The sequence below is a fragment of the Bifidobacterium [indicum] DSM 20214 = LMG 11587 genome (assembly GCF_000706765.1).
Classification (GTDB): Bacteria; Actinomycetota; Actinomycetes; order Actinomycetales; family Bifidobacteriaceae; genus Bombiscardovia; species Bombiscardovia coryneformis.
The window spans coordinates 94,424-112,770 of sequence record NZ_CP006018.1; the positions used below are offsets into that span (position 1 = coordinate 94,424).

The 18,347-nt window shown below is 60.7% G+C and carries 11 protein-coding genes and 1 tRNA gene; 8 read left to right on the top strand and 4 right to left on the bottom strand.

Features of this window, described 5'->3' with window-relative positions; genetic code table 11:
• Window positions 1–16 precede the first annotated feature (16 nt).
• On the top strand, window positions 17–2,539 hold the full coding sequence (locus BINDI_RS00330; RefSeq protein WP_052109061.1) for a S9 family peptidase: 2,523 nt from the start codon (window positions 17–19) through the stop codon (window positions 2,537–2,539).
• Window positions 2,536–3,870 carry a chloride channel protein gene (locus BINDI_RS00335; RefSeq protein ID WP_202805347.1) on the top strand — a complete coding sequence of 445 codons (1,335 nt, stop codon included), beginning with the start codon at window positions 2,536–2,538 and terminating at the stop codon, window positions 3,868–3,870. The genes BINDI_RS00330 and BINDI_RS00335 overlap by 4 nt, the downstream gene beginning before the upstream one ends.
• A gap of 48 nt (window positions 3,871–3,918) precedes the next feature.
• Here the strand turns inward: BINDI_RS00335 and BINDI_RS00340 are convergent, their stop codons facing one another.
• The gene (locus BINDI_RS00340; RefSeq protein ID WP_033491472.1) at window positions 3,919–4,509 is read right to left on the bottom strand and encodes a winged helix-turn-helix domain-containing protein; all 591 of its coding nucleotides are present in this window, start codon (window positions 4,507–4,509) and stop codon (window positions 3,919–3,921) included.
• 255 nt (window positions 4,510–4,764) lie between these two features.
• Here BINDI_RS00340 and BINDI_RS00345 point away from each other — a divergent pair, with 255 nt between their 5' ends.
• On the top strand, window positions 4,765–6,012 hold the full coding sequence (locus tag BINDI_RS00345) for an MFS transporter (RefSeq protein ID WP_033491470.1): 1,248 nt from the start codon (window positions 4,765–4,767) through the stop codon (window positions 6,010–6,012).
• A gap of 118 nt (window positions 6,013–6,130) precedes the next feature.
• On the opposite strand, the gene BINDI_RS00350 is transcribed toward BINDI_RS00345, so the two are convergent.
• Window positions 6,131–6,832: a MerR family transcriptional regulator gene (locus BINDI_RS00350; protein ID WP_033491468.1), complete on the bottom strand. Its 702-nt coding sequence runs from the start codon at window positions 6,830–6,832 to the stop codon at window positions 6,131–6,133.
• A 305-nt stretch (window positions 6,833–7,137) separates the two neighbouring features.
• On the opposite strand from BINDI_RS00350, the gene BINDI_RS00355 reads away from it, so the two are divergent.
• Genes BINDI_RS00355 through BINDI_RS00365 form a run of 3 tightly spaced genes read left to right on the top strand, consistent with a single transcriptional unit; the run spans window position 7,138 to window position 13,303 of the window.
• Window positions 7,138–9,873, top strand: a complete 2,736-nt coding sequence (locus BINDI_RS00355; RefSeq protein WP_081830721.1) for a YhgE/Pip domain-containing protein — start codon at window positions 7,138–7,140, stop codon at window positions 9,871–9,873.
• Window positions 9,870–12,200, top strand: coding sequence for a YhgE/Pip domain-containing protein (locus tag BINDI_RS00360; RefSeq protein WP_033491466.1), 2,331 nt, complete (start codon window positions 9,870–9,872; stop codon window positions 12,198–12,200). The genes BINDI_RS00355 and BINDI_RS00360 overlap by 4 nt, the downstream gene beginning before the upstream one ends.
• An 11-nt stretch (window positions 12,201–12,211) precedes the next feature.
• Complete coding sequence (locus BINDI_RS00365) at window positions 12,212–13,303, top strand: alpha/beta fold hydrolase (RefSeq protein WP_033491465.1); 1,092 nt, start codon at window positions 12,212–12,214, stop codon at window positions 13,301–13,303.
• A 36-nt stretch (window positions 13,304–13,339) separates the two neighbouring features.
• Here the strand turns inward: BINDI_RS00365 and BINDI_RS00370 are convergent, their stop codons facing one another.
• On the bottom strand, window positions 13,340–16,195 hold the full coding sequence (locus BINDI_RS00370; protein WP_033491464.1) for a heavy metal translocating P-type ATPase: 2,856 nt from the start codon (window positions 16,193–16,195) through the stop codon (window positions 13,340–13,342).
• A gap of 136 nt (window positions 16,196–16,331) precedes the next feature.
• Between BINDI_RS00370 and BINDI_RS00375 the strand changes: the two genes are divergently transcribed.
• Window positions 16,332–16,613: a metal-sensitive transcriptional regulator gene (locus tag BINDI_RS00375; RefSeq protein WP_033491463.1), complete on the top strand. Its 282-nt coding sequence runs from the start codon at window positions 16,332–16,334 to the stop codon at window positions 16,611–16,613.
• 169 nt (window positions 16,614–16,782) lie between these two features.
• Window positions 16,783–18,135, top strand: coding sequence for a dicarboxylate/amino acid:cation symporter (locus tag BINDI_RS00380; RefSeq protein ID WP_033491462.1), 1,353 nt, complete (start codon window positions 16,783–16,785; stop codon window positions 18,133–18,135).
• 102 nt (window positions 18,136–18,237) lie between these two features.
• On the opposite strand, the gene BINDI_RS00385 is transcribed toward BINDI_RS00380, so the two are convergent.
• A tRNA-Leu gene (locus BINDI_RS00385) sits at window positions 18,238–18,320 on the bottom strand.
• Between the last annotated feature and the right edge of the window lie 27 nt (window positions 18,321–18,347).

Here is an 18,347-nt window from a genome sequence, read left to right on the forward strand (position 1 = left end):
CGGCAGGAGAGAGAGCATGGTCGAAGAGGAGAACCCTGGTTTACGGGATTCCGGTCCCGTCTCGGCAATAGAGGACTTCCCGCGTATGAAGGCCCGGACACTGCGGTTCACCCTTGGTGCGCCCCGGTCGGCCAGGGCCGTTGGAGATGGCTCCCGCGCCCTCTTCCTGCGCTCCGACGGGGCGGAGGACCTGGTGACCTCCTTATGGCTCTCCTCCTTCGACAAGGATGGTGGTCACCACGAGATTCTCCTGGCCGACCCCCGTAACCTCCTTGCTGATGCCGACGTGGAGGATGTGCCTGCGGAGGAACGGGCCAGACGTGAGCGCTCGCGTGAAGGCGGGGAGGGAATCGTCTCCTACAGCGTTGACCGGTCCGGTGACCGGGTGGTTTTCACCCTGGGCGGGCAGCTCTGGCTCGTTCGGATCGCCCAGGACGGTCTGAGTGCCTCGACCCGGACCCTGGGGCGGATGGAGGCCGATGGGTCCCGGCACTACGCTGATCAGGCCATTCTCAACCCGACCATCTCGCCCGACGGGTCCAAGGTGGCCTATTCCACCGGCTCCTCCATGATGATGGTCCTGATTGGTCAGGAGGCTGGCCTTGACCAGGAGTTCCCCGTACTGACTCTGGGTGCCGATGCCGGCGATGAGATGACCCTGGGGTTGGCGGAGTTCGTGGCCGGCGAGGAAATGGACCGGTATCAAGGATTCTGGTGGTCTCCCGATTCCGATGCCCTCCTGGTGGAGCACACCGATGATTCGAATGAGCCGGTCTGGTATGTCAGCGACCCTGCAAACCCCCAGAAAGCTCCTAAGGCCAGGCGCTACCCCCAGGCTCTGACGGAAAATGCCCGCGTGGGGTTGGCCTTGGTGAGTCTGAACCAGGAAGGGTGCCCCGTTCGGGTAGGTGAGGTGGACTGGGATCACCAGGCCTTCGAATACCTGGCCGTGGTCCGCTGGCAGGATGGGCATCAACCCCTTCTGCTTGTTCAGAACCGCAGACAGACCGAAGACAGGATTCTGGGTATTGAGATTCCGGCCCGCGAGAATGGAACCGATGGGGCCTCTCAGGATCTGGTAGAGGTCTCGGATGGCGGCGTCCCCCGTCTTCCCCCCGAGGGGGCATCCCGTGTGCCGACCCGTGAACTGGGGGCACACAGCAACAATCAGTGGTTGGACATTGTGGAAGGACTGCCGGCCTACCGCCCCGACGGCGGACTGGTGGATGCCCTGATCGATACCCAGTGCGATACCACCCGCCTGCAGGTGAACGGAAAGGCCTTCTCTCCGGCTGGATGTCAGATCAGGCGGGTCATATCGGTCGGGCCGGATAACGTGCTGGCCATTGTCTCCACCGATCCCCGCAGCTTCGACCTGATGGGTCTGGGCTATGACGGCAGCGTCCATGTGCTCAACCGGCTGCCGGGCCTCTGGACGGCCTCCCGGGCCGGACGGGGTGTCGTTGTCGAGTGCCATACCATGGCCTCGTCCCATGGTCAGATCAAGCACTGCTACCTGGGTGAGGACGATTGTCTGGATCGACTGGGAGTGGATGGACTTGGACTGATCACCGATGACCGGAGGAAGGCCTCCGACGGTCCCGCCTCCACGGTTGAGGCCATGACGGACGGAACCCCCGGAGGGATTCCCGGGGCCGGCACCCAGGCCGCTGCTGTCGGGCGTGATCAGGTCGACCCCGGTCACCTGAACAGTCTTGGAGCCAGGAGTGCCGTTCTGGCGGACCACAGCAGCCAGCCCGGTTTCATCCCCGATGTCGACTTCGTCCGGATGGGTGCCCATGGGCTCTTCGGGGCCATCGTCCACCCTTCGCCCGCCAGCCCCTATGCCGGTGCGGAGCACCTGCCTGTACTCCTGAAACCATACGGGGGGCCGGGAGCGCAGCAGGTTCTCTTCAATCAGGCCTATTACTGGGAGTCCCAGTGGTGGGCCGACCAGGGCTTCCTGGTTCTGACCGCCGACGGACGCGGTACTCCTGGTCGCGGCCCCGCCTGGGACAGGGCGATATTCGAAGACATGGCCCAGGTGACCCTGGATGACCAGCTGGAGGCCCTCCAGGCCCTGCCTGATTTCGCCCCAGAAGCAGATTTGGACCACGTAGCCATGATTGGATGGTCCTACGGAGGTTTCCTTTCGGCCCTGTCCGTCCTCAGGGCTCCCGACCAGGTTCATGCGGCCTGTGCAGGCGCCCCTCCCACCGACTGGACCCTTTACGACACCCACTACACCGAGCGCTATCTGGGTCTGGATCCCGAGGTGTACCGGCGCAACAGCATCATCGATGACGCACCACTCCTGCGTAGGCCCCTGATGCTGATTCATGGGTTCGCCGACGACAACGTGTCCGTGGCGAACACCCTGCGCCTGTCCGGGGCCCTGATGGCGTCCGGTAGGGAACATACGGTCCTTCCCCTGTCCGGAATCACCCATATGACCAATGATGAGACCGTGGCCAGGAACCTGCTGGTCCTCCAGAGGGACTTCCTCTACAAGGCCCTGGCGTTAGATTGGAGACCATGACCCAAGCGATGCAGGGACGGGAAGAGTTCGGTGCGGACCGCCGGGGAGGCATTGACCCCCCGCAGGTCGGTCGTTCCCTGCCCAGGTTCTGGGGTCTTGCCTTATCGGTCCTGGTTCTGGGGTCTTTGGTGGGCCTGTCTTCGGGCCTACTGGCCCTCTTTTTCGAGTGGATACAACGTACCGTCCTTGGCTTCGTCGAATCCCCGGGGGTCTCCACCCCCTCGCAGGTGCCCACTCTACGGCGGGTTGCATCAGTCCTTATCGGAGGCCTGGTTGCCTCTCTTATCTGGTGGTTCTTGCGTAACCGGACTCGTAAGGTGCCTTCGGTCGGTCAGGTGGTCAAGGGTGCCGATATGCCCGTCTGGCAGACGGTTCTGCATGTGCTGACTCAGATTTTCCTGGTGGCCACGGGGGGTTCCATCGGTCGTGAAGTGGCCCCTCGTGAGGCCGGAGCCATGCTGGGTGGCATCTGGTGGAGGGCGGCATCCCGCTTGGGACTGCGTAAGGATGACAGGTCCCTATTGGTGGCGGCTGCGGCAGGTGCTGGATTCGCGGGAATCTATATAGCCCCCCTGACCGGCACCTTTTTCGGTATAGAGGTGCTCCTGACCGGGGTTGATATGACCGCCGTCCTGGTCACCCTGTCCATGTCGTGCCTGGCCACCCTGGTTGGGGGTTCCATCAAGGGGTTCGACTCCTACTATCTGGTGGGGCATGACTCATTTTCCCCCTGGTTCATGGTTTTTGTGCTCTTGGCCGGTCCGGTCATGGGGCTGGCCGGTGCCGGTTTCCGTTGGCTGACCACGTGGGCTCAGAACCACCGCACCACAGGGCCTGCCATCATCTGGCAACTGACCGGGGTGGCCCTCCTGACCGGATTGGTGTCCATCTGGATGCCCGAGGTCATGGGCAACGGTCGGGCCCTGGCCCAGGTGGGCATGAGTCAGCACGCCGTTTCGGGAGACTCTCTGGTAGCTCTCCTGATTCCGGTATGCGCTTTGCTGATTATGGCTCTGGCCAAGGCTGCTCTGACCACTGCCACCATCAGGGCCGGTGCTTCGGGTGGCACCCTGACCCCCTCCATCGCTCTGGGATCCAGCCTGGGTGCAGCCATGGGACTGGTCGTGTCCTGGTGGTTCCCGGGTCTGCCCCTCTGGCAGTGCGCCGTACTTGGTGCCGCTGCTCTGCTGGCGGCCTCTCAATCGGCTCCCTTGATGGCTATGTCCATGCTGATGGAGGTCTGCCACCTCCCGGTCGGAGGCTTTATGCCACTGGGGTTTGCCGTGGCCCTGTCAGTGGCTGTATCCCGCCTTCTTCGTAAGGGTGCGTAGGCGCGAACCGAGTCAGACGGTTCAGCCTGCCCATCTGTACCGCAGCCCTTACGGAATCCAGCGGAAAGCCTGTACAATCAGGGCCACTTGTTCGGCCCCTGGTAGCTGCTCGGCACCTCTCTTCGCCCACTTTCTTGCGACGGCATCAAGCTCGGAATTCATCTGTTTCATCTGATCGGGTGTCAGCATCAATACGGAATCACTGCTTACGCCTGCGCTGGCCCACTCCTTTGGAAGATCAGGCAATGCGTCTAGATAGCGTTCGTAGGTTTGCTCATATGCCAGTGCTGCCGAGCGCCTAAAGAGATCTGTTGCTTCTTCCTCGGTGGCATCATCCCTGTCTGAGGACTCTACAAGTGTTGCAGTCTGGCTTGCCTTCCACCAGCTTTGCCTCTTATCTTGCTCGGCGTTCCGTACCTTTTCTGCGAGTCCAACTTTTGCCAGCTGAGAGAGATGGTAGCTTATTGCGCCTGGCGCCTCCCCAAGGAAGCTGCTTATAGATCCGACGTTCTGTGTTCCCTTGACTCGCAAGACTCCAAGAATCCTCATCCTGATGGGGTTGGCTAGGACTTTAAGTGTTTCGCTGTTTGAAGCTCTTGGGATTTCAGACTTTTCATCTGCGGATGTTTCTTGAGTCATAAGAAAAGCCCCTCTCTTTCCCGCGAGAATCATAGCAAGCAAGTTGTACAAATAAGTTATACAAATAGTTTGTACGTGTTATTCTCATATCAATCCAATAAGGCGAGCAGCACACCATACGGAAAGAAAGAAGCAACGGAAAAGGTAATAAGACCCTCCCGCGAGAGGTATTGATGAGACTCCTTCCATACTGTTGATGGAACATCTGGCAGTGAGTGAGACCGGCTTCTCCCTAACCCCTGAAAGAGTGAACTGATGGCCGAATCCACACGCTCAGAGTCCTTCTGGAAAAATCCAGAGTACTTATCCTGGTTTACAGCGGACACCGCTTCCGCTGTTGGTCTCTCCATCAAAACCTTGTCTTTATCGTTGCTTGGTTATTCTGTATCCGGTTCGCTGGTGTCGGCAGGCTGGCTCGGAACACTTTCACTGGTGGCTCAGCAGGGCTTGAGCATATTCGGCGGTACATATATAGATCGCCACGATAGGAAAAGGCTGATTGCTTTCAACGCATTGGCCGGATTCGTCTTATGGGGAACCATTGCGATTCTGGGTTTGGTCAACCATCTCTCTTTTACGGTTCTGATTGTGCTATCAGTGACTGCATCGGCGATCAACGGGTTCTTGGGGGGTGCGACAGATGCCATGCTTCGGTCAATTATTGGTGTCCGCAATTACCCGAAGGCCAGAAGCATCAACGAAGGAAGAGACTCAACCGTCAATATGACCGGCAGCCCACTCAGTGGATTTCTCTATTCGCTGCATCCGATGCTCCCGTTTTTCACAGCATCGTTCATGTACGCCATCGCCGGAATTGCTGCTTTTGGATTAAAAACCGGCAATCAGCAGATCGAGAAGACTCAATCAGATAGGAAGTCCTACGGTCAAGACTTCTTGTCGGGCTGGAAGTGGTCGCTGAAGCGTAAGACCGTGGTGCTCTCCGTCAGCGCTGCCAGCCTTGCCAGCTTCGGCATCAATGGAATTCAATATGCCATCCAGCTCGATCTGACTGGAAAGAGAGTAAATTCCACATACATCGGTCTTGTTGGCGCCGGAATTTGCCTTGGTATGATTGCCGGATCGCTCATTGCAAACAAAATCAGCAATACCGCACCTGTCGGCAAAAGTGTGGGTCTGGCTTTTGCCTGCATCAGTCTCTTTATGATTCCCATGGTCGTGTCGGGGAATCAACTTGTGATTATCATCTGCAATTCTCTGATTGGTGTTCCCTTCCCAATCATTAACTCTTTGCTGGTTGGCTTCATTTTTGCGAAAGCCCCAAACCGTATGCAAGGCAGAATTGGTGTTACTCTTACGGCTCCATCGCAAATGGCGTCGGCGTTCTGTAGTGCTATAGCAGGAACCCTACTTACTGCCATCGGGTTCCGTGCAACAGTTATGGTATTTTCCTCCACGTTCTTTTTGGGCACCTTGATGATTTTGGCATCACGCTCAATTCGGCAAATACCAAGTTCCCCGCAATGGGAAGAGGCTGTTTTGTAAGCCGTCTTTGATGACAAGCGGAACCCTGGCTTGTCATCCGTGGAAGTCGATTTTGCGATAGCAGGCAGCAAGTATCCGGTTGCTTGCTGCCTGGCGCTACATGCGGTTTGCAGAAGGCTCAGGACAGCTCGGTCGTCCGAGGAAGATCCTTGGAAAGCTGCAAGTGGGCCAGGCGACGCAGGCCAATGAGAATCGGTTCGGTCATGACCATGCCCAGGACCGAGACAGTGATGCTGTCCTCGCGCTTGGGCCAGGGCACAAGGGAGAAGTCGACCTTGGCAACCTCCCGTGCAAGGTCCGCAAACCGTGCCAGTTCATCCCGGCCCCAGGGGATGCCTGCCTTGCGGGCGGCATCGATGGCATCTTCAAGCTGTCGTACGTAGGGCAGGTCCGGCAGGTCCTCGAATCCCACCGTTTTCAGGTCCTCCCGAACCTGTTTCAGACGTTCGTCCCTATCCGCATCGTGTTCCTCGTCGATCTGGTTTCCCCCGAATTCGTCCCTGCCCCTGTCGTCCTCCTCCGAATACCTCTTGGCCCTGCTGTCATAGGAGGGGAGGGCAACGGCGGCCCTGGTCAGGACGTCGCCCAGGCTCATATCGGGATCATCCACGGCGGAGAGGATGGTTTTGACCTGGTTGACCGACAACCCGACGACGTGGATCAGTGTGTCGATCAGGTCCAGTCGTTTCAGGTGGGATCCGTCATACTCGCTGAGCCGGGCCCTCACCTTGGTCCCCGGCTGCATCATCCCCTCACGAAGGTAATACTTGATTGTGGCTGCCGAAATCCTACTGCGGCGTGAGAGCTCAGCCAGCTTCATACACACTCCTTCAAGAACTTGTCATCCCCCATGACGGCGTGGTCAAACGGTAAAAACGCTGTGAATGCATAAGATGAAGTCATCATTGTTGCATGTTTCTTGCCGCCTTGCCATCCTAGTGTCGAATAGGCATGGATATGTAAACGAGGCGGCGGGGCCCGTTTGAGGATTCACGAAGAGCTGACCCGGACAAGCATCAAGGCAGGGTGGCTATACTCGGGCGGGGCGAGACCGCTGGCGGACCTGGCGGCAGGAAACACCCTGTCGGGAACCGGATCGGACTATTGAGAAGGAGGTGCCTGGCGGTGAGGACCATACTGGCCATCTTCAGGCGAGACCTCTGGAGGATACTGCGCAATCCCGTGGCCCTGGTGGTCACCATAGGCGTGGCCATCCTCCCATCGTTGTATGCCTGGTTCAACATCATGGCCCTGTGGGACCCGTATAGCAATACCAAGGACCTCCCCGTGGCAGTGGTCAGCATGGATCGGGGGGCCCAGTCGGCCCAGACGGGCAAACTCAACGCCGGGCGGTCGGTCATCCAGGAGCTGAGGGACAACAAGAGCCTTGGCTGGAAGTTCATGGACGACGACAAGGCGGCCATAGACGAGGTGAACTCGGGTCGCTGCTACGCGGCCATCGTCATTCCCGAACGGTTCAGCTCGGACCTGGTCGGTGTGGTCGAGGGGACGGGAAGCAGACCTGCCCTGGATTATTACGTCAACGAGAAGAAGAACGCCATCGCCCCCAAGGTGACCGATACGGGGGCCTCCACAATCGACCAGGAAATCAATACGGTCTTCATCTCGGCGGTCAGTGACGCCCTGGCCGGGAAGGTGCTGGAGACGGCCGGCGATGCACAGGGGGCGGCCGAGCAGACCAGGAGCCAGGTGGTGGGTGATCTGGGGCGGACCATCGACCAGATCGATCAGATGGCGGCGCAGCTGGATCGGATCGACTCCACCATGGGCCAGGCCCGGCAGACCGTGGCGGATTCCAAGCGGAACATCAAGGATCTGCAGGCACAGATAGCCTCAACCCAGACCACCCTGAGCAAGGCCCAGGGCACCATGACCCAGGTTCGGGATGACAGTCTGGGATTTTCCACCGCTCTGAACCAGGCTCTGTCCAACGGCACGACAGACCTGTCGAACGGGATTGCGGATGTGAACACGGTGGCCGGCGGCATCACCGCTGACCTGAACACCACCCAGGACAAGGTTGATCGCGTCAACTCGAGTCTTGGGCAGCTGGTCGATGCCAACGGGAGGGCAGTGGATGGACTTCAGTCCGGTCTGGACCATTCCGGACTGCGACCGGGGGATCCTGTGTATGACACCATCCAGGGGCAGATCACCAGTCTGAAGACCACCAACCAGCAGCAGAAATCCTCTTTGGACAGTTTCAGGAAGAACTCGTCGGCTGCCCTGAAATCGGGCAAGCAGGCCACGTCGGACCTGAGCTCGGCCATGGCTGGTACTGGCAATACGGGCATTGCGGCACTGTCAACGGCCAGTCAGGGGCTGACCGGAACCACCATGCCCAATCTCCTTACGGGGTTAGATAATCTCAACGCCTCCAACGGCTCCCTCCAGGGTGCCCTGACCAGCCTGTCGACCACAGCCGCTCAAACATCGACCCTCCTTGACCAGCTGGATTCGACTATCGGCCAGGCCCAGACCACCCTGGCAACCACCAAGACCTCACTGGCCTCGGTCAGGTCGGATCTGGATGTGGTTCGTACCGATGTGGCTGCCCTGGGGTCCTCGGCCGCCTGGAACCGGATATCCCAGACCCTTGGTCTGAACCCCGAGTCGTTCGGCAAGGCCATGGCGACCCCGGTGGAACTGGAAACCCATACGGTCTACCCGGTCAGCAACTACGGGTCCTCGGTGGCACCCTTCTATACCAATCTGGCCCTTTGGGTGGGTGGTTTCATTCTGATCGCCATCTATAAGCTGGAGGTCGACAAGGAGGGTATCGGCAAGTGCAACGCCACCCAGGCCTACCTGGGACGCTGGCTCCTCCTTGTTTTCGTCGGTTTCTTCCAGGCCCTGATTGCCACGGTGGGCGACCTGATGTTGGGCATCCAGTGCCAGCAGCCCCTCCTTTTCGTTCTTGCCGGGGTGTTCTCCTCCTTCGTCTACATCAATATCATCTACGCCCTGGCCGCCTCGTTCCGTCACATCGGGAAGGCCCTGGCCGTGGTCCTGGTCATCCTGCAGATTCCGGGTTCCTCGGGTATGTATCCGATTGAAATGATGCCCGACTTCTTCCGGAACCTGAATCCCTGGCTCCCCTTCACCTACGGAATCAATGCCATGAGGGAGACCATCGGCGGCATGTACGGGTCCCATTACTGGGCGGATATGCTCCACGTCTTCTGGTACCTGCCGGTTGCCCTCCTGATTGGTCTGGTGGTGCGGCGGTACCTCCTCAACTTGAATGCCCTCTTCGACCGGCGTCTGGGCGCCACCGACCTGATGCTGACCGAGCAGAACCACTCGGCTGACCGGAGACTGAACCTCGGCAACCTGGCCCGGGCCTTCATGGGCGGCGGTGAGGAAGGCTACCATGCGATTCTGCGACAGCGGGCCCATCGCTTCCTGTCAATCTATCCGTCCCTGATCAGGGCGGGCCTGGCCCTGGTTCTCCTGCCTGTTCTCTTCCTCATCCTCCTTTTCAGCACCGAGGCCAAGATTGTCATGCTGATCGCCTGCATCGCCTCCATCGTGCTGATCGATACCTATCTGATTGTTGTCGAGTACATCTGTGACAGCTATGTTCAGCAGCTTGGTATGACCGAGAGGTCCGGTGATGACTTCCGCTCCCTGATTCTGCCCGCGGCCCGTGGGCGCCGAGCAGGAGACACCGCCACGACCAGGCTGACTGCTGTCGCCCATGAATCCAACCGGAGACGTGACGGGGCCGGAACGAACCAGGGGAAGGGCGGCGCATCCGAGGGTGCACCCGGGAGCTCGGCCGGTTCGGGCCCGGACCCCAAGGGTTTCGAGGAATCGGAAGGTGGTGGGAACCGATGAAGAACATCTGGAGGGTGCTGCGCAAGGACCTGTCCGATGCCACCAGCAACGTCATCGCCATCATAGTTCTGATGGGGCTGGTTATCGTGCCGGCCCTTTACGCCTGGTTCAACATCGCCGCCAGCTGGGACCCCTATAAGAACACCAAGGCCATCAAGGTGGCCGTGGCCAATACCGACAGGGGGTACAAGTCCGACCTGATTCCGGTCAAAATCAACGTGGGGGAGACGGTTACCAGCACCCTGCGGGCAAACGACCAGCTGGACTGGAAGTTCGTCAACCGTGACCAGGCGTTGGATGGGGTGCGCTCAGGTGAGTACTATGCCGCCATCATCATTCCCAAGGATTTCAGTGCGGATATGATGACCCTGTTCTCGCCCGACATGGAACATGCCAAGCTTGAGTACTATCTGAACGAGAAAAAGAACGCCATTGCCCCTCATGTCACCGAGCAGGGTGCGGATACGGTGGCCACCACCATCGACAAGACCTTCGTCAAGACCGTGGGACAGGTGGGGATTGACCTCGCCAGCCAGGTATTCACATACTCCAAGAGCCCCCAGGCCCAGGACTATCTGGACAGGGCCACCGATCACATCAATCAGATATCAGGCAGGTTGGCCACTGCATCCGATCAGGTGAACGCCTACGCGGGTCTGCTGGACTCGTCGGGACAGATGATCGACTCCACCGGCAGGATTCTGGGCCAGTCCGACTCCGCCCTTTCCCAGACCAGGAAGTCCCTGAACCAGGGAGTCAAGGGCACCAAGGACCTGGGGAAGTCCCTGTCCGGTTCGGCCGACTCGGTCAATACGGCCCTGGACCAGGCTTCCGGAGCCTATGACACCATCGCTTCCAAGGTTGACGACGCCTTTGCCCAGGTAGGGAATCAGAGTGCTGCGGTCAGCGGTCAGTTGGACGATTTGAGCAACAGGGTCAACGCCTCGGCCGCCGACTATGACAGATTGATTGCCAGCCTGGATGCCTTGCGGGACTCTGTTCAATCCGACGCGGGTCTGACTCCCGCCCAGCGCCAGGCCCTGTTGGATGCCATCGACCGGGCCCAGGCCAACATGCGCACCGCCCAGGCCTCCCAGCGCGACCTGGCCGACCACATCAGCCAGGCTTCGCAGGCGGTCAGGGACGGCTCGGGCAAATTGGATGAACTCCACCAGGGCCTTAGGGACAGAATCAGCCAGGCCCGTTCCTCCGTTGACCAGGTACGCGACCAGTACAGGAAGGATCTGAAGCCGCGACTGGATGACCTGGCGGGGGCCGTCGATACCGTGGTCGGCTCTACAGGCCAGCTCTTGACCGGCCTGGATGGCACCATCAAGGGGGCTTCGGGCCTGACCGGCTCCATGGCCGATGACATCAGCCATACCAAGGACCAGCTGACCGGCATTTCCCAGCGGCTTGCCCAGGCCGCGAAGCGGTTGACCGACCTGAGCGGCCACCTGACGCAGGCCTACCAGGGTCAGGATGCCGAGAGCGTCAAGTCTCTCCTGGCCGGCGATTCGGACACGTTGGCCTCTCTCCTGGCCTCCCCGGTCGGGGTCAACCGTCATGCGGTCTTCCCGGTCATGAACTACGGGTCGGCCATGACCCCCTTCTATACCGTCCTCTCCATCTGGGTGGGTGCCACGATTCTCGCGGCCATGATGAAGGTTGCCATCTCCGACAGGAAGAAGGCGGCCGTGCTCCACCTCGACTCCTTGCAGGCCACCTGGAATCGGGCGGATGCAGACGAGGCCGACCCCGGCGACCCCCACCCCTGGGGAGAGTTCCGCCCCGAGTCTCCGGGCAATGCCCGGCGCTTCGGGCTCAAACTCTATCAGGAGTACTTCGGTCGGTTCGCGATCTTCGCCCTCCTGTCCGTACTTCAGGGATGCCTGATTGGTCTGGGTGACCTCTTCTATCTGAAGGTCCAGTGCGTCCACCCACTCCTGTTCATTGTGGTGGCCATTTTCACCTCCTTCGTCTTCATGAACCTGATCTATACCCTGGTGGTTTCCTTCGGCGATATCGGCAAGGCCATCGCAGTCATCCTCCTGGTCATGCAGGTGGCCGGTTCGGGCGGTACCTTCCCCATGGAGACCCTGCCCGGTTTCTTCCAGGGGGTCTACCCGTTCCTTCCCTTCGTCCACGCCATCGGGGCCATGCAATCCGCCGTGGCTGGTATTTACGGGATGGAGTTCTGGAGGGAGATGGGTGCCCTGGCCCTCTTCCTGGTTCCCTCCCTTTTGCTGGGCCTTCTTCTGCGCAAGCCCGTGATTCGCTTCAACGACTGGATTGTTCGGAACCTGGAGAGCACCAAGCTCATGTAGGAGGTTGAGCCATGACCGTCGAGCTGATTGACGAGGAACGGTATGACCGGATCATGCAGGATACCGTCCTGCCGGATCTTGCCCTCTGTCGCCACGAAGGGTGGATGACCTCCCAAAGCGCTTCGGGGAAGGGCGGCATCCTGGTGGGTGAGGCGGACCGGGATCGATACGGGTCGGATGAGCTTCTTCACTATGTCTGCTACGACCGGGGCGAGTTCCAGGACCGCACCTCGGAACCCTGCCAGGCCCGCTGCCGTGGTGCGGTGGTCATCTCCTTCGGGTTCACGGAGTTTGCCGACAAGTACCAGGAGCTGACCTGGTACTTCCTGATGGAGGGGTACTCGGTCTGCATCCTGGAGCACTGGGGGCACGGGTTCTCGGGACGGGGCGTCTCCGATCCCAATCTGGTCTGGGTGGATCACTGGCAGCGTTATGTGGCCGACTTGGCGGCCTTCTGCTCCCAGGTGGGGCGGTCCTATGCAGGTGACCGACCCCTGGTCCTGTACGCCCATTCCATGGGTGGCGGTGTGGGGGCGCGGCTCCTGGAGAGGTTCCCTGTCATGATCGACAAGGCCATTCTCTCTTCACCGATGATTGTTCCCAGAACAGGGCTCATGCCCGCTGTGGCCTGGGGTGCGGCGAATGGTGCATGTCTGATGGGGTGGAGCAGGCGGATGGCGCCTGGATTCGGTCCCTTCAACCCGGAAATCAACATGGACAACTACCCCGGGGGAAGCCGGGCCCGGGTGACCTGGGCCCGGCGGCAAAGGCGGGACCAGGTCCGCTTCCAGACCAGCGCGGCCACCTTCGGCTGGGTAAGGGAGAGTCTGGAACTGAGCAGGGCGGTCCTGAGGCCATCCCAGTGTGGGCAGGTGGAGTCACCCCTGCTGGTGTTCCAGGCTCAGCACGACCGCTTCGTTCTTCCCTCGCCACAGGAACGGTTCGTGGCCCAGGTGCGCGATGGGGGTTGCCAGGCCGAGCTGGTGAAGATACCCGACAGTATGCACGAGCTCTACCAGATGCCGAACGCGGTTCTTGGTCCCTATCTGGACCGTATCTTCGCCTTCCTGGATGAGCCCTGCCAACTCGACGAGGAGGACTAGGCGGCCCACCTCACGGGTGCTGGCCTGCCGCCCAACCTACTTGTTCAGAACCTTCTCCGGGTCCTTGTCGAAGGTGTCGGCGCAGTTCTGCGAGCAGAAGTAGTAGGTGTTCCCCTGATAGTCGCGCTTGGCCGCAGCCGTGTCGGGGTCGATGGTCATACCGCAGACCGGGTCGGTCACCTTGGCGGATTGATTCTGCTGATTGTCGTCATGACGGTGGAAGAGTCCCATCTCATGTCCTTTCTCTTGGTTGTGTTCTTGATGGTCGGAAATGTTGATATCCGTAGTAAGGGCATCCATGTCGATGGGGGTGGCCCCCTTGACCGGTCTGGCCCTGAGCGGGGTTCGGCGTAGACGATTGGCGTTCAGGACCACCGACAGGGACGAGAAGGCCATGGCGGCCCCGGCGATCATCGGGTTGAGGAGGAGGCCGGTGAAGGGGTAGAGGAGACCGGCGGCGATGGGTATGCCCAGGCCGTTGTACCCGAAGGCGAACCAGAGGTTCTGATGGATGTTGCGCATGGTCGCCGCCGAAAGGTCAATGGCCTTGACGGCTGCATTCAGGTCGCCCGAGACCAGGGTTACGTCGGCGGACTCGATGGCCACGTCCGTTCCGGTGCCGATTGCCATACCCAGGTCGGCCTGGGCCAGGGCCGGGGCGTCGTTGATTCCGTCCCCGATCATGGCGACCTTGTGCCCCTGGGCCTGGAGGGCCTTGACGATGCCCGCCTTGTCCTCGGGGTGGATTTGCGCCACCACCCGGTTGACACCTACCTGACCACCCACCTTTTCGGCGGTGCCCTGGTTGTCGCCGGTCAACATGATTGTCTGGATGCCGCGTTCGTTCAGGTCATGGATGGCCTGCCTGGAGCCGGGTTTGACCTGGTCGGTCACGGCCAGGACCCCGGCCGGAAGTCCATCGATGGCGACGAAGATGGTCGTGCGCCCCTGGTCTTCCCAGCTGCGGGCGGTGTCGAAGAGCGACTGTGTGTCCGCATGGTCCGACCGTTCGGCACCCGACTCGATTCCCTTGCCTTCGAGGAGCCTGCGGTTGCCGACCAGGACATGGATGGCATCCCCGTTACGGGGACCTTCCGCCCTGTCTTCCTGGAAGGAGCCTGGGGGGAAGGTTGCGTCGATGCCCTCGCCGGTGACCGAATCGAAGCCGTCGGCTTGGACCATGGCGAGGTTGCGGTCCTTGGCTGCCTGAACGATGGCCTGGGCCAGGGGATGCTCGGAGTTGCTCTCGGCGCTCGCGGCCGCCCTGATCAGGAGCCGGCCGTCCACCCCCGGTGCGGTCAGAACGTCGGCCAGTTCCGGACGGCCCTGGGTGATGGTGCCCGTCTTGTCGAGCACGACCGTATCAACATCATGCGCCCCCTGGAGGGCCTCCGCCGACCTGTAGAGCACGCCGGCCCGGGCTCCGCGCCCGGTTCCGATCGTCACCGACAGTGGGGTGGCGAGTCCCAGGGCGCAGGGGCAGGCGATGACCAGGACGGAGACCGCCGCCACTATTCCGTAGACCCCGCGGGGCATGGGGCCGAAGACCCACCAGACCACGAAGGTCCACAGCGCCACCAGGATGACCCCTGGGATGAAGATGGAGGATATCCGGTCGGCAAGTTTCTGGATGGGCGCCTTGGAGGTCTGGGCCGTCCTGACCAGGCGGATGATCTGGGCCAGGACCGTGTCCTGGCCGACCTGGGTGGCCCTGTAGCGCAGGGAGCCTGTCCCGTTGACGGTGGCCCCCACCAGGGAGTCGCCCTCCTGTTTGAGAACGGGCATGGGTTCGCCGGTCACCATGGACTCGTCGACCGAGGATGACCCCGAAATGACCTGGCCATCCACTGGCAGCTTCTCGCCCGGGTGGACCTGGATCACATCTCCGACGGCCACATCGTCGACCGGGATTTCCCTGGTGGTCTCCATGCCATCCTGGTCGGTCCTGACCACGGTGGCCGTTTTCGGCCTCAATCCGACCAGGGCGCGAATGGCATCACCGGTGCCGCGTCGCGCCCGTGCCTCAAGTATCTGGCCGAGAATCATCAGGGTGATGATGGTTCCCACCGCCTCGTAGTAGGGTTCACGACTGCCGACAGGGAGGAGTTGCGGCGCTATGGTGACCACCAGCGAGTAGAGGAATGCGGTGGCGGTGCCCAGGGCGACCAGGGAGTTCATCTCGGGAGTCCGGTGCGCCAGGGCCAGCCATCCGGTGCGGTGGATGGGCCAGCCCGCGTAGAACATGACCGGCAGAATCAGGACCAGTTGAACCCAGGGGTTCATCAGGATGCGGGGCATGGGGATGAACATGCCGAACATGGCCGGGATGAAGACCGGGAGGGTGAAGATCAGGGCCACGATGAACCGTCGGGTCAGGTCGCGGATTTCAGCCGTTCGTTCCTGGTCCGCTTCGCCCTGGTCCTCCTGAGATTGGTTGATTTGCCCCTGGTTCCTCTGCTCCTGATTGGGCACTGCTTCGTCCGCTTCTGTCCGGGTGGAGTCCGCGGTATCCCCTGCCCGGGGTCCGTCGGTGGCCCGGAGCATCCCATGGAGCATGTTCATTCCGCAGGCAAAGGGGTAGTCGCCGGCTTTGGGCGGTGTCAGCTGGATGGTCGAGGTCTGGAAGGCAGGCAGGGTCTTGTCGATGTTGAAGTCGTTGAAGACCACGTGCGAGGAGCACTCTCCGCTCTCCTGGCGGTCGAAGACCAGCTTGACCGGCCGCCCGGCCTGAACCTGGATCAGTTGGGGGCTGTATCCGCCTTTGACTGTGATGCGGACGGTCTGGACGCCGTCCTCTTCCTTGGCTCGCGCGGCTTTCTTGGGCGCGAAGAAGTACCAGATGATGCCTGCCGTTATGACCAGGGCCGCAATGAGAACGAGAGTGCTGCTCATGAATCACCCTTTCGGAGTGGATTGCCTCCATAATACCCCCGGGGGGTATACTGATGGTAGATTTCAAGACGGATTTCATGGACAATCCCCGGTTCCCGCCCGGCAGGCCATGGTCCGACCAGGAATGGAGTGGACCTTGCCCGGATATGCCAACGACAAGAAGAGAACCATCACCAGACTTCGGCGTATCGAGGGTCAGGTCAGGGCCATCGAGCAGATGGTCGAGTCCGATACCTACTGCATCGACATCCTCACCCAGATTGCAGCCTCCACCAGCGCTTTGAAGTCGGTGGCACTGACGCTTCTGGATGACCACATGAGCCACTGTGTCCGTCAGGCCGCCGCCAAGGGTGGGGAGGAGGCCGACGAGAAGATGGAAGAGGCTTCCGAGGCCATCGCCCGCCTGGTCCGCTCCTAGTCGGCAACCGCCTTTCAATCGGCCTGATCGGTCCGGGAATAACGCCTCATAAGCAACAGATATATGCATTAGGCCCGAACCGGATGAACTTACGTTTTTCTCCTGCTAGATTAAACCCCACCCCTGGGCCGACCGGTCTCTGGGAAGGTTTGCTAAAAGAGGAGATCCGATGTCGGAAACGAGTTGGGACTGGGCGGCTCTGATAGTCGTCGTCGTCCTTTTTGCAGGGCTGGCCCTGCTGAGCAAGAAGACCAAGGTCAACTTCAGCTGGCGGGTCATCATAGCCACGGTACTGGGAATCATCGTGGGGGTTGGCTTCTCGGGCCACACCGCTTACGTGGGAGCCTTCGGCGCCATCTGGTCCAAGGTCATATCGGCCATAGTGGTCCCCCTCCTGCTCTTCAGCATCGTCGCCAGCATCGGGCGGATAGGCGGGGCCGGCAGGCTTAAGAACATCAGCCTGAAGACTATCGTGCTCCTGCTGGTCAATACCTTCACTGCAGCCGTGATTGCTCTGGTCCTCGGACTGCTCTTCCAGGTGGGCAAGGGGTTTGACCAGGCCCTGCCCAAGGGGGTCAAACCCCGCGAGGTGCCCGGTGTGGTCGATACCCTGGTAGGGCTCTTCCCATCGAATCTTGCCGCTAACTGGGCCAATAACCAGGTCATTCCGATTGTGATCTTCGCCATCCTCCTGGCCGTTTCCATGAACAAGGCCGCTTCCACCCCGCGTGGCGAGAAGAGCGTGGCCCCCTTCAAGGCCTTCGTCGAAGCCGGCAATGTGGTGCTCTCCAAGGCCACCCAGATCATCGTCGGCTTTACCCCCTACGCTGTCCTCTCCCTGATTGCGGCCGCCATCGGGAACAGTAGCCTCAAGAGTCTCCTGCCCCTTCTGGGTGTTCTCCTGGTGGCTTACCTGGGACTGGCCATTCAGCTCTTCCTGGCCCAGCCCCTGATTCTGGCCCTGGTTGGACGCGTCAACCCCCTGCCCTTCTTCCGGGCCCTCTGGCCTGCGGGTGTGGTGGCCTTCACCTCCGAGAGCAGCATCGGCACCATTCCCGTCACCGTCCGCCAGCTGCGTTCGGCCGGCGTTCCGGAGGAGACCGCCTCCTTCGTGGCCAGCCTGGGTGCCAATCTGGGTATGCCCGGATGCGCCGGTCTTTGGCCGGTCCTCCTGGCGGTCTTCGCCATCAATGCCCAGGGTGGTTCGTACTCCTTCGTGCGCTTTGCCCTTCTGATTGTCTTCGCCCTGGTGGTTTCCGTCGGGACGGTGGGTGTGCCCGGTACGGCCACGATTACCGCCACCTCCCTGTTCACGGCGGCGGGTCTGCCCGTTCCCTTCATCGCCATCATGCAGCCCATCTCCCAGTTGGTCGACATGGGCCGCACCCTGGTCAACGTGGCTGGTGCCGCCAATACGGCCGTCATTGTGGCCAGGACGGAAAACGAGCTGGACATGGACCTCTACAGTGGGCGGAAGGTCTTCGATGATCAGGACATAGAAGAAGACCCGGAGGGTCTATAAAAGGTGAGGTGCCGGGAGTGCTGCTTCCGGCACCTGACTGATTGAAGATATGGAAAACGCCGTCGACAGGGAAGAACCCTTGTCGACGGCGTTTCGTCTCCGTGCGAACGGAGGGAGTTGAACCCTCACGAGCATTCGCTCACTGCCACCTGAAGACAGCGCGTCTACCATTCCGCCACGTTCGCAGACAAACAGAAATGATAGCATGTCCC

What these genes read in the sequence shown, in the direction of transcription:
- BINDI_RS00330 (WP_052109061.1), top strand. Translation starts at nt 17, where the DNA reads ATGGTCGAAGAGGAGAACCCTGGTTTACGGGATTCCGGTCCCGTCTCG.
- BINDI_RS00335 (WP_202805347.1), top strand. Translation starts at nt 2,536, where the DNA reads ATGACCCAAGCGATGCAGGGACGGGAAGAGTTCGGTGCGGACCGCCGG.
- BINDI_RS00340 (WP_033491472.1), bottom strand. Translation starts at nt 4,509, where the DNA reads ATGACTCAAGAAACATCCGCAGATGAAAAGTCTGAAATCCCAAGAGCT.
- BINDI_RS00345 (WP_033491470.1), top strand. Translation starts at nt 4,765, where the DNA reads ATGGCCGAATCCACACGCTCAGAGTCCTTCTGGAAAAATCCAGAGTAC.
- BINDI_RS00350 (WP_033491468.1), bottom strand. Translation starts at nt 6,832, where the DNA reads ATGAAGCTGGCTGAGCTCTCACGCCGCAGTAGGATTTCGGCAGCCACA.
- BINDI_RS00360 (WP_033491466.1), top strand. Translation starts at nt 9,870, where the DNA reads ATGAAGAACATCTGGAGGGTGCTGCGCAAGGACCTGTCCGATGCCACC.
- BINDI_RS00365 (WP_033491465.1), top strand. Translation starts at nt 12,212, where the DNA reads ATGACCGTCGAGCTGATTGACGAGGAACGGTATGACCGGATCATGCAG.
- BINDI_RS00370 (WP_033491464.1), bottom strand. Translation starts at nt 16,195, where the DNA reads ATGAGCAGCACTCTCGTTCTCATTGCGGCCCTGGTCATAACGGCAGGC.
- BINDI_RS00380 (WP_033491462.1), top strand. Translation starts at nt 16,783, where the DNA reads ATGTCGGAAACGAGTTGGGACTGGGCGGCTCTGATAGTCGTCGTCGTC.